Annotated in this window: 9 protein-coding genes; 2 read left to right on the top strand and 7 right to left on the bottom strand. The window is 36.4% G+C overall.

Annotated elements, in window-relative coordinates; all coding sequences use genetic code 11:
• Window positions 1-13 precede the first annotated feature (13 nt).
• On the bottom strand, window positions 14-1,615 hold the full coding sequence (pelA, locus tag ACB104_RS12255; protein WP_370479121.1) for a pectate lyase: 1,602 nt from the start codon (window positions 1,613-1,615) through the stop codon (window positions 14-16).
• 396 nt (window positions 1,616-2,011) lie between these two features.
• Here pelA and ACB104_RS12250 point away from each other — a divergent pair, with 396 nt between their 5' ends.
• Entirely contained in the window at window positions 2,012-3,088 is a 1,077-nt protein-coding gene (locus ACB104_RS12250) for a LacI family DNA-binding transcriptional regulator (RefSeq protein WP_370479119.1), read from the top strand.
• A gap of 70 nt (window positions 3,089-3,158) precedes the next feature.
• Here ACB104_RS12250 and ACB104_RS12245 read toward each other — a convergent pair whose 3' ends face one another.
• The 6 genes from ACB104_RS12245 to kduI all read right to left on the bottom strand — a co-directional run bounded on the left by ACB104_RS12245 (window position 3,159) and on the right by kduI (window position 10,731).
• Complete coding sequence (locus ACB104_RS12245) at window positions 3,159-4,766, bottom strand: UxaA family hydrolase (RefSeq protein ID WP_370479117.1); 1,608 nt, start codon at window positions 4,764-4,766, stop codon at window positions 3,159-3,161.
• A gap of 30 nt (window positions 4,767-4,796) precedes the next feature.
• The gene (locus tag ACB104_RS12240) at window positions 4,797-6,242 is read right to left on the bottom strand and encodes a tagaturonate reductase (protein WP_370479115.1); all 1,446 of its coding nucleotides are present in this window, start codon (window positions 6,240-6,242) and stop codon (window positions 4,797-4,799) included.
• 55 nt (window positions 6,243-6,297) lie between these two features.
• Complete coding sequence (locus tag ACB104_RS12235; protein WP_370479114.1) at window positions 6,298-7,599, bottom strand: MFS transporter; 1,302 nt, start codon at window positions 7,597-7,599, stop codon at window positions 6,298-6,300.
• 62 nt (window positions 7,600-7,661) lie between these two features.
• The gene (uxaC, locus tag ACB104_RS12230; protein WP_370479112.1) at window positions 7,662-9,068 is read right to left on the bottom strand and encodes a glucuronate isomerase; all 1,407 of its coding nucleotides are present in this window, start codon (window positions 9,066-9,068) and stop codon (window positions 7,662-7,664) included.
• A 24-nt stretch (window positions 9,069-9,092) separates the two neighbouring features.
• A complete protein-coding gene (locus ACB104_RS12225) occupies window positions 9,093-9,887 on the bottom strand; it encodes a gluconate 5-dehydrogenase (RefSeq protein WP_370479111.1) in 795 nt (264 codons plus the stop codon).
• 4 nt (window positions 9,888-9,891) lie between these two features.
• Window positions 9,892-10,731, bottom strand: a complete 840-nt coding sequence (gene kduI / locus ACB104_RS12220; protein WP_370479109.1) for a 5-dehydro-4-deoxy-D-glucuronate isomerase — start codon at window positions 10,729-10,731, stop codon at window positions 9,892-9,894.
• 475 nt (window positions 10,732-11,206) lie between these two features.
• Between kduI and ACB104_RS12215 the strand changes: the two genes are divergently transcribed.
• The coding region (locus ACB104_RS12215) for a PQQ-dependent sugar dehydrogenase (protein WP_370479107.1) at window positions 11,207-12,866 on the top strand (1,660 nt) is incomplete at its 3' end.

Raw genomic sequence — 12,866 nt, 5'->3', positions numbered from 1 at the left:
ACTCAAATAAAAATTAAATACCATGCTTGTTTTTCCAAGCTGCGTATTCAGAACCTATTAAATTTTTCGGCCATGTGCCATACCAAGCATAACCGTTTCTACGCTCGAAACTTATCTCTGCTATTGTTTTTCTAGGAATTCCATCCCTACTGCAGAAAAATGGCTCATTAGGACCAAAAGAAGCAAAATTTGAACCATATGAATAACCTGAATAATCCTCTAAAGTGTAAAACCTTGCCCACATTTCATTGCCCGGAGCTTCTACCAATACTTTATCACCACCTTGGTCTACTAAAGCATAGCCAATAATTTTAACAGCTTCAAACCAAGCCACTGCACTATTAACAGCGTCAATCACCTCCGATGAAGGATTATCCAAAGTCATAAGCAATCTAGTTACACCCACAGACTCAGAACCACTATTGGACGCCAACTCGTACGACCTAGCCATTCTTGGCACTAAAGTAACTGCATCGTGCTGTGCACACCAAGCTGTTTTTTGCCCATTAATAATCACTTGGGTTTGCAGAATGACATCAATTCCTTTATCAAAAGCTGTTTGCGCTTTAGCAATATAACTTTCATCTATTAAATTTAGATTGTTCTGCTTCAAGAAAATATCCCGCATCAAATTCATAACATTGGTCATGGCATTATCATTAAATGTTATGTGTCTGCTATAATCTGTTGGCTCAATCGGATAAACTTGAGGCCAGCCCCCATTATCGTATTGAGCTTCGAAAACCCAATCTATACCCCTTATAGCTGCATCTAAATATTCCTGATTACCTGACGCCTGGTAAGAGGTTAGCAAAATTCTAATTTCACCAATGGTATGACCGTTATCTATGGTCGTATCTACCTTATCTTTCAATGCTGCTTCAGCAAGGTCTGCTGCGGTTTGTTCTCTATCATAACCGGAAAAATCATTATGGTACTTTGGCCAACCTCCATTGTTTCTTTGGAACAATAAAACATTCTCAGCTCTTAATATTGTAATTGCAATTCCAGAAATAGTAACATCCAACTCACCTTTAATACCACTGCCATCAATAGAGGTAGCAGTAACCTTTACGGTACCATTCTTTTTTGGAGTCAATAACCCGTCACTACTAACGGCCGCAACAGTACCATCTGAAACTGACCAAACAACTACTTTGTTTGTAGCATCAACAGGTAAAATCTCAGCGGTTAATTGCAGAGGTTTACCATCATCAATATTATTTCCAATAATGTTTATGCTTTCTATGAGAACCACTGGGCCGGCAACCCCAGAAATTTTAATTGTCTTTTCAGCGCTAACACCGGACCCATCATTTGCCACAGCCATAACTTTAAGCGTTCCATTTTCAAGGGGCGTTAAAAGACCTGTATTAGAAATAGACGCTACAGTTTCGTCTGAAACACTCCATGTAACAGTACGATCGGTCGCATTGTTGGGCAACACTGCTACCGTTAATTGTTTTGGAGCACCATTATTAATGTCACTTCCATTAATAACAATTGTTTTTACCTTAACATCGCCCGTTCCTTCAACAACATCGCTATCACTACTACAAGCAGTTAAAACCACTAGACCAATCGTGAATATTAATAGTCCTTTTAGCTTTTTCATTTAGTTTATCAAATTAAAATTACAATGATGCAATTAAAGTGCAATCGATTACAATATTAAGAAAATTTAATTTCTAAAAAAATAAAATAACTGTTAAATTTTATGATTTTCGTTGTTTGACTTACTATTAAAGTTGAAACAGAATTAAGACTACCTTTTTAAATACAAATACCCGAAATTGCCAGTAATTTATTGAAGTTACAAGTATTCCTTCAGAAACTACTCCATCTATTTTTTATAGCAAATCTCAATATTTATTTTGATTTAATTTGAAATTAAAAATAAAATATTATATTTATGTAATCGATTACTTTAAAATCGATAAAAAACGTTTCTATAACACTGTGTTTACATTATTTCAAAAAAATGTAATTTTGCGCCATCATTTTAGAGCTTATGAGCAAGAAAACAACCATTTACGATATTGCTAAAAAACTTAACATTACCGCTGCTACAGTTTCAAGAGCATTAAACAACAACCCGAAAATAAGTGAGGCTACAAGAGAGCTTGTACTTAAAACGGCTGCAAAAATGAATTATGAACAAAACAGATTGGCTCAAGCATTAAAAAGCGGTAAAAGCTATAATGTTGGTGTTATTGTTCCTCGAATTGATTCTAATTTCTTTGCCTCAGTAATTCGTGGAATTGAAGAGGAATTGTACCCTATGGGCTACCATGTTATTATTTGCCAAACCCACGATCAAAAAAGTCTGGAATTAACAAACATTAATTCTTTACTAAATGCCCAGGTAGATGGTGTAATTATGTCTATATCTAATGTAAACGATGCCGACGACGAAGCCCATGTCATTGCGCCAAAGGTATTGGAAGATGATATTTTTAACAATCTCATAAAAAAGAATGTACCACTTATATTTTTTGACAGAAAGAAAGATATTAAAGGCGTAAGCTCAGTGGTTATTGATGATTTTAGAGGGGCTTACGATGCAACTCAACACCTAATTGATCAAGGAAAAAAACGAATTGCCCATTTATCCAATAATAGGGAGATGGAAATATTCAAAAATAGATACTTAGGTTACAAACAGGCCTTAATTGACAATGGAATTGAATTTGATGAAAGTCTAGTTATTGAATGCTATAGTAAAGTGCCCGATGGTAGAAAAGTGACCCAAAAACTTTTGGCTTTGGATACACCACCTGATGCCATTTTTTCTGTAAGCGATTTTTCGGCACTTGGAGCCATTAAGGAAATTTTAGCCCAAGGGTTGAGAATTCCTGAGGATATTAGCGTTGTTGGTTTTAGTAATGAACCCTTTACAAAGTTTATGGAACTTTCCATAACTTCAGTTGACCAATCCCCAACTGAAATGGGTAGAATTGCAGCGAAAGTGTTTTTAGAGGAAGTTGAAAATGGCAATAACGTAAAATCCGAAAAGCATGTTGTTCTTAGCCCCGAATTAATGATTAGAAAATCTTCTCTTTCAAAATATTCTGCCATAACAGTCTAAATTTGAAACCTTTAAATAAACAAAAAGCCAAGATTAGTCTTGGCTTTTTGTTTTAACACTTAATTTTATTTTATAAAGAAACTCCCCTTTTCCAAGGAATAAAGTCGTCTTGGCTCAACAGTTTGGCTTTGGTTTTTATTCTTCCGCTAGCCACCTCAATAATGAAATCTAACATTTCTTCAGCCATTTCATCAATAGTTTTTTCGCCACGTATTACTGCTCCTGTTTCAATATCTATAATATCAGACATTTTTTCTTTTAGTTCGGTATTTGAAGATACTTTGATTATTGGAGCAATAGGATTACCAGTTGGTGTACCTAAACCTGTTGTAAACAACACTACATTTGCTCCAGAACCTACTAGACCAGTTGTGCTCTCTACATCGTTTCCTGGGGTACACAATAAGTTCAACCCGGGCTCATGTATATATTCAGCATAGTCTAACACACTAACTACAGGCGAAGTCCCTCCTTTTTTGGCGGCTCCGGCCGATTTCATTGCATCGGTAATCAATCCATCTTTAATATTTCCTGGTGACGGATTCATATCAAAACCAGAACCTGCAGCAACAACCGATTTTTCATAAGACTTCATAAGTTCCAAAAACTTCTCACCATCTTTGTCGTCCACACATCGGTTAACCAATTCTTGCTCAACACCACAAAGCTCTGGGAATTCAGCCAAAACAGCAGTACCCTTTAAAGCTACCAATAAATCTGAAACTGCTCCCAAAGTCGGGTTTGCTGAAATTCCTGAAAAACCATCAGATCCTCCACATTCTAAACCTACTTTTAATTTTGATAACGGTGCGGGTTTACGCTCAATTTTATTGGCTTCTTTCATGGCCAAAAACGAATCTTTAACTATAGTTGACAGCATTTCATCTACCGTACCCATTTGCTGCTGTTCGTATATTAAAACTGGCTTATTTAAGTTTGGGTTAATGGCATCTAACGCATCCTTAAAAATACTTATTTGTAAATTCTGGCATCCTAAGCTTAGTACTGTAGCACCAGCTACGTTAGGATTGTTAACGTAACCAGCCAAAAGCCTAGCCAATACTTCTGAGTCTTGACGAATACCTCCGCAACCTCCAGGGTGTGTAATAAATTTTACGTCCAGATTTTCAAAAACATCTTTAGATTCTTCAACAACCTCAACATCATCACCTCCACTTACTAATGAACGCAACAACATTTGGTGTGGATTTACTTTTTTCCTTAAAAGTTCCTTTTCAAATATTTCCTTTAGTTTTTCAATGTTTTTGTTCTCGCAGAACACTAATGGAAAAAATAACCAAACATTTTCTGTTCCCACTTGTCCGTCTTCCCTATGGTAGCCCATAAAAGTACGGCCTTTCCATTTTTCAACATTTGGTGGCGTCCAACTAAATGATTCAGTTTTTCCGAAAACCTTTTCACTTTGGTGCTTTACGTTTTCGGTAGTCAACACGTCGCCTTTTTCAATAACTCCGTTTGCAGAACCAACCAGAACACCATACATGATAATCCTATCTCCAGACTCAAACTTTTCCAAAGCTATTTTGTGCTTTGATTTGACATCTGAAAGAATCTTAACGTCTTCACCTTGAAAATGTATAACCTCTCCCGCCTTCAAATTAACCAAGGCAACAGCAACATTGTCTGATGAATTTACTTTTATAAGTTTCTTTTGCATCCCTAAAATTGCATTAATTTTTACTTTTCTCTAGTATGTTTTATTGTAATTAGCAAAACCTTCTTCTATTCCATTAGCTTCAATTTCTCTTAAAGCTAAGGCAACGGCATCGGATAAGTTTGCAACTTTTGTTAAATCTTGCCCCCAATATTCTTCTATACTGAGCGTTTCTTTTGCCACTTTATCAAATTCATTCGATTCCCAGATTTTAGCAAATTTAGCAACAATATCTTCTCCATCTTGTACCGGAAGTGTTTCACCTTTCCAAGTGCCCTTATAAAACCGTATTAAACAAGCAAAGGCAAATGTTAAGTTAGTTGGGATTTTACCATGAACATCAACATAACCCAATAAACTAGGTAATACCCTTACGGTAAATTTTGAAATAGAGTTTAAGGCAATGCTTGATAAGTTATGAATTATAAATGGATTTCTAAAACGATCGAAGATTTCATCAGCGAAACTGTTCAATTCATCTCTGTCCATTTCCAAGGTATCAATAATTTCATTGAATACAGCCTCATTGATAAATTTACCCGTAAAATCATTATCTACAGATTGTTTTACAGTTCTATTACCATAAAGATAAGAGAATGGTACCATTGCAGTATGTGCACCGTTTAAAATACGCACTTTTCTGGTACGGTACGGTTGCATGTCATCTACAATCTTAACGTCTAAATCCGTTTTATCAAATGGCAATTTAGCTTTCAAGTCATCACCGCCTTCAATAACCCACAATAAAAATACTTCCGCAGCTACTATTAAATTATCGGCATAATCCAACTGAGCGTTATAATCTTCTATTTCATCTTTTGGATAACCTGGTACAATTCTATCCACCAATGTACTATGGAAAGCATTACTTTCTAAAATCCAGTTTTTAAAATCATCACCCAAATTCCAATCAGAAATGTATTTTAAAATGATTCCCTTTAAAGTTTCGGAGTTATGGTTAATCAATTCACAAGGTATAATGGTCAAACCTTTACCCGAGTCACCATTAAAATGCTTAAATCTTTCATGCAAAAGCAGAGTTAGCTTTGCAGGAAATGAACTTGGCGGCTGCATGTTTGGAGTATCTGAGCCGACGTATGCAATTCCAGCCTCAGTTGTATTTGAAATAACGAATTCCAGCGACTCCTCTTTGGCCAAGCTAAGATATTCTTCAAAGTTTGCATAAGGGTCTACTCCCTTTACAATGTTATCAATCAGTTCAATTTCCTGAATTTCCTTTCCTTTTTTTACACCTTTCATAAAAAGGGTGTATAAACCGTCTTGGTCATTCAACATCTTTACAAGACCTCTATCTATAGGTTGAACTACAGCAATCCCAGCATTGAAATTTGCTTTTTTGTTCAATTCCTGGAAAGCATAATCAATAAAGGCTCTTAGAAAGTTACCTTCTCCAAACTGCACTATTTTAATAGGACGTTTTGCTTCTAATCCTACATTTGCTCTATTTAGTTTTTTCATTTTTCTTTAAAACTCTAAAATAAAAAATTGTTTAATTTGAATAAACCTATCGTTCTTATTCTGTAACCAGATTTAAATTTTCATCAAGTGGTGTCATTTTAGGCATTAATAAATGTACCAATCCTAATATGATTAGGTAACATGAACCGGCTACCAAAAATGCCCAGAAATAGCCAGAATTCCCAGCTTGATCTAAAACGGAACCCAACAAAGCATCGGCCACAATACCCGCAACAGCACCAATCATTCCTCCAATACCTACAACAGAAGCTGTGGCTTTTTTAGGAAATACATCAGAAGCCAAAGTAAAAATATTGGCAGACCATGCTTGGTGACCGGCGGCTCCAAGTCCAATAAGGAAAATGGCCAACCATTTATTGTCTGTAATAGCCACTATAGCAACCGGTAAAATGATTAAAGCACATATCAATAATGTTAGCTTTCTAGCCTTATTAACTGACCAGCCTTTACGCATAAATACCCCTGAAAGGTAACCCCCTAAAATACTTCCACCATCGGCCATAATATAAATCACAAAGAACGGCAAAGCAATATCATGAATATTTACACCAAAAGTATCGTGCAAGAATTTTGCTCCCCAAAACAAATAGAACCACCATACAGCATCTGTAACCTTCGCCAAACCAAATGCCCAAGTTTGACGTTTACCCAATACACTGCTCCAAGGCAGTTTTTCTTCAGACTCCGCTTTACCTGAATCACTTTGTATATAATCTAGTTCCTCTTTAGATAAGCGGGGATGAACTTCTGGTTTTTTGTAGGTTCTAAACCACAAAAACACCCACAAGGCACTTAAAGCACCTGTAATCAAAAATGGAATTTGCCAATTTTTACCATTTTCGTGTACAATCCAACCCACTACAAAAGGAGCCGCAATGGCACCCACACTGGTTGCTGCATTGAACAGACCTGTTGCAAAAGCACGGTCCTTTTTTGGAAACCATTCAGCAGTTGTTTTTATGGCTGCAGGAAAGTTTCCTGACTCACCGAACCCTAAACCAAATCGAGCTGCTGCGAAACCTATAACACTAAATCCTGGACGGACTGCAGCGTGCAACATACCAAATAAACTCCAAAGCCCAATTGATAAAACATATCCTTTTTTGGTTCCCAATCGGTCTATTAATCCTCCCATTGAGAGCATACCAATGGCATATGCTACCTTAAAAGATATCATAATATTGGCATAATCACTGTTTGTCCATCCGAACAATTTTTCAAGAGTTGGAGCCATTACCCCAATAATACTTCTATCAAAGTAGTTAATGGTTGTAGCAAACATTAATAGTGCTAAAATCCTGTAACGATAGTTTCCTATCTTAGTTGTTTCACTCATAATTAATTTAGTTTAGTTGGCACAGCTAATATGGTAAAAATTTACTTTCCTTGAGCAATGCTTTATTTAAAATTGAAATATTCTTTGGCGTTATTATAACTTATATCGGAAACCATTTTACCAATCCATTGCATTTCTTCTTTTGGTAGCTCACCACGTTGAATTTCATCACCTAATAGATTGCAAAGTAAACGTCTGAAATATTCATGCCTTGGAAACGACAAGAAGCTACGTGAATCAGTAAGCATACCAACAAAACAACTTATTAGGCCCATATTTGAAAGAGCATTCATTTGTTTGGTCATACCATCTTTTTGGTCTAAAAACCACCATCCGGAACCCCATTGTACTTTTCCTTTTACGCTGCCATCATTAAAGTTACCAATCATAGTGGCCATAACTTCGTTATCAGCAGGATTTAAATTATAGAGAATGGTTTTGGTTAATTTATCCTTAGTGTCCAAAGCATTTAGAAATGCTGATAGTTTTTCGGCTTGTGGATAATCACCGATAGAATCCCATCCTGTATCTGGTCCCAAAATTCGGTGCATACGGGCATTGTTATTTCTTAATGCCCCTAAATGAAACTGCTGAACCCAACCAAACTCATGGTAAGTTTCAGATAAGTAAACCAGCACGGCACTTTGGAATTTCAGTTCTTCTTCATTTAACAAAGTTTTTCCTGAAAGATACTTTTTGAGAATTGAATCAACCTCGTTTTCTGTATAGTTCTCAAAGTAAATTTGATTTAATCCGTGATCACACAGTCTACAGCCATTATCATGGAAAAACTGTATTCTGTTTCTTAAGGCATCACATAAAGTTGAGAATGATTTTATCTCAACTCCCGCTGATTTTCCCAATGCCTCCAAATACCCTTTATAGCCTTCTGCTGAAATTAAAATGGCTTTATCTGGTCTAAAAGCAGTACTGACCTTAAAGCCCAAATTTTCTTTGGCCATTTCTTGGTGATGCTGTAAAGTGTCTATCGGGTCTTCAGTAGTACAAACCAATTCCGCATTAGCTCTTCTGAGCAAGCCTCTACAACTGTACCCATCCGAATTCAATTTTTCTTGGGTGATGTCCCATACTTTTTCGGCTGTTTTCTCACTCAATAAATCGGTAATTCCAAAATATCTGGCCAATTCTAGATGTGTCCAATGATAAAGTGGATTACGCATAGTATATGGTACTGTTTTGGCCCAGTTCAAGAACTTATCCTTATCTGAACCGTCTCCGGTTATAAACTTTTCGTTCACTCCAAGAGTTCTCATGGCTCGCCACTTGTAATGGTCGCCATTAATCCAAACATTGGTAATGTTGCTAAACGTTTTGTCCTCTGCAATTTGTTGGGGCGGCAAATGGTTGTGATAATCTATTATTGGTTGATTTTTCGAATAATTATGATATAATTCTTCGGCGTATTTATTTTCCAATAAAAAATTATCGTGAATAAATGTCTTACTCATTTTTTAATGAAATTAGTTTATTATTTAGTTTTCGTTAGCTGGTTTTCCAATAGTTGCCAAAATACCTCCATCAACATATACAATCTGTCCACTTACAAAATTGCTAGCCTTTGAGGCAAGAAAGATGGCTGCTCCCTGTAAATCTTCCGGGTCGCCCCAACGTCCTGCTGGAGTTCTTCCGATTATAAAATCATTAAATGGATGACCATCAACTCGAATTGGCGCAGTTTGACTTGTCGCAAAGTAGCCTGGGCCAATGCCATTTACTTGAACATTGTGTTTGGACCATTCTGTTGCCATATTTCTGGTTAACATTTTTAACCCTCCTTTTGCAGCCGCATAGGCCCCAACAGTATTTCTGCCTAGTTCACTCATCATAGAGCAAATATTGATAATCTTACCTTCTCCTCTACTTATCATGCCCTTCACGACATGTTTAGACATGATAAACGGACTTACCAAATCAACTTTTAAAACTTGCTCGAAATCGGCAACTTCCATATCTTCTAGAGGAGTTCTTTTAATAATACCTGCATTGTTTACCAAGATATCGATTTGGCCAACTTCCTTTTCAATCTTGTTGATATTTTCAATTACTTGAGCTTCGTCAGTGACATCAAACAAATAACCATGGGCGTTTAGTCCTTCTGACTTATATTCGGCTACTGCCTTATCCAATTTTTCTTGAGAAGAAGCACCGTTGACAACCAAAGTTACACCCGCTTTACCAAGTCCCATGGCCATGGCCATTCCCAAACCATGTGTCCCACCCGTTATTAAAGCTACTTTACCTGTAAGGTCAAATAAATTTATAGACATAATTTTACCTTAATTCATTTATTTTACAAACATCCATATCACCATAATCCAAGTTTTCTCCCGCCATTCCCCAAATAAAGCTGTATGCACTTGTTCCAGAACCTGCGTGAATTGACCATGGAGGTGAGATTACAGCTTCGTTATTGCCCATCCAAATATGTCTAGTCTCGGTTGGCTCACCCATGAAATGGCAAACAGCTTGATCGGAAGGAACCTCAAAGTAGAAATAAACCTCCATTCTTCTGTCATGCACGTGGGCCGGCATGGTATTCCAACTGCTGCCGGTTTTTATAGACGTCATACCCATTTGCAACTGGCATACATCTACCACGCTATTTACTATATATTTTCTTAATGTACGGGCATTAGCCGTTTCAGGAGAACCAAGTTCAATGGTCTCAACATCTTCCTTACCTATTTTTTTATTTGGATATGCTTTGTGCGCTGGAGTTGAATTGATGTAGAATTTTGCAGGACTACCTGAAGATTTACTCGAAAAAACAACATTTTTATTTCCTTGGCCTAAGTAAAGTGCTTCTTTATTATCTATTTCGTACGTTGTTCCATCTACAGTTATCGTTCCAGCTCCCCCAACGTTAATGATACCCATTTCCCTTCTTTCCAAAAAATAAGAAGCCTTTAAGGGGTCAATGGCCTCGAGTGAAACATCTTTCTTCACTGGTATAACACCAGCTACCATAAACCTATCATAATGGGTATAAACCCAATGGATATCGTCCTCTCTAAAAAGGTTTTGAATTAAAAATTCGTCGCGTAGTTGTTGTGTGTCGTATCGTTTAACTGCCTCAGGACCCGAAGCATACCTCATGTCATATTCTTTCATTGTTCAGATAATTTATGTAATCGATTACACAAAAATAATACATTTAAGTTAAAAAGCAAGTGTTTTTTATTATGTTTATTGTTTTACAATCGAAATTACGGTTATTAGTTTAGTTTATTTGATTTAAAAGCTCGTTATCGAAATCTTCCATTTGAAAAATGGGCGATTCATTATTTTACGAACGACCAGTTTTTAAGAATCCTCAAGATAAAAGATATTTTTCATTTTAAGTTAATAATGTTGAATTATCTTCTTCATTATTAAGAGTCTTTGAGTTGCTTTTCAATTTCTAATTATTACGAGGAATAAAGTTCGGAAACCACTTCTTGAAATCACAAATACTTGTTAACTTCTGGTCAACTTTTTTCGTTAACAACTTTTTAATTATAAAAATTGATAAGTTAAATAGGTCACCCAATAATTTCTATTTTTATTCCTAGTTTTTTAACTTTTTAAACCAAAAACATTTATACACATGATGAAACCAACCAATGAACCACAAAAAAGTAATCTGTTCTTATGTTTACTTTTATTATTGTTCAGTTCACAGTTATTTGCTCAAGGCACCTTGAGCGTATCTGGAAATGGCAATATAATTTCTAATGGATCTTCCTCTCCCTCCGTCTCAAACAATACTGATTTTAGCAATGTGGGGGTAGGCTCTACCAAGAACAATACTTTCGTTTTAAACAATACTACCAATGGTGGAAACCCCAGGTTAAGACTAAACGACATTATAGTGACTTTATCTGGATCTACTGACTTCAGTACTGATAGTTCTAATTTAGGTAGCTTAAAAGGAGGTGATACACCAATCAGTCACATCATCACGTTTACACCAAGTTCTATAGGATTAAAAACGGCTTTGGTCACTATAACCTTTTCAAATGGAACCAATGCTCCATATACATTTTCAATTCAGGGAACTGGCACAATGCCGCTACCAGAAATTGATATAACAGATAGTTCAGCTTCTTCAATTAGCAATAATGGAAGTTTTGATTTTGGAACAATTCCCCCAAATAATTTTGCATTCGAATCATTCTCCATAAAAAATATTAGTTCGTTAAATACAAATTTAAGTTTAACTGGGTCACCTGATTTAGTCGCAATAACTGGAGATGGTGAATTTACCATTAGCGCACAACCTACTAGCGCTTCAATAGCAGGTGGTACAGAATCTACTTTTATTGTGCAATATAACCCACTTACCGCTGGCTCACATAGTGCAATAATTAGTATAGCCAATGATGATTCCGATGAGAATCCATACATTATAAATTTGTTTGGGAATGCAGAAAACACAACTTACACACCTACCACAAGTGGCCCTGATTGGAACGTTACAAACATTACTCCTGATAATGAATTAAACTACCCAAACACCATAGTTTATGGACCTGATAATTATTTGTGGATTACAGAGCGTGTGGGAAAACAAGTTGTAAAAGTCGACCCGGTTAACGGGGGAAGCAAATCTGTGATGCTGGATTTAACTTCGGTTGTGTACCAAACAGCCGGACAGGATGGACTAATGGGTATGGCCGTTCACCCAGATTTATATAATGACATCAATACCTCCAACAATCTTGTTTATTTGGCATACACTTATGATTCAGGAGGAAGAAAATTACGAATTGAAAGCTATAGATACATATCTTCTACAGGCACACTGGATGCTTCTAGTGCCACAACCATACTTGAAGGCTTTGACGCGAGCAACGACCATAATTCAGGCAAGCTTCAAATTGGGCCTGACATGAAATTGTATTACACTGCTGGAGACCAAGGTTATAATCAATTTCAAAATGCCTGTCTGGAAATAAGGGCTCAATATTTACCAACAAGCCCTTCCGATTATTCTGATTATAAGGGCAAAATATTACGGATGAACCTAGATGGCTCCATACCTTCTGACAACCCTATATTAAACAGCGTGCAAAGCCATGTATATACCTACGGGCACAGAAACCCCCAAGGTATTGTTTTTGGTTCTAATGGAGCCTTATATTCATCGGAACATGGTCCAAAAGTAGATGATGAAATAAACATTATTACAGCTGGTAAAAACTACGGTTGGCCACAAATTGCAGGTTATTATGACAACTTGGGTTATGGTTACTGCAATTGGTCCA

This window comes from Tamlana flava (assembly GCF_041287255.1).
Classification (GTDB): domain Bacteria; phylum Bacteroidota; class Bacteroidia; order Flavobacteriales; family Flavobacteriaceae; genus Tamlana; species Tamlana flava.
Note: the sequence above shows the minus strand (reverse complement) of the source record. Positions and strands in the feature narration are given on the sequence as shown.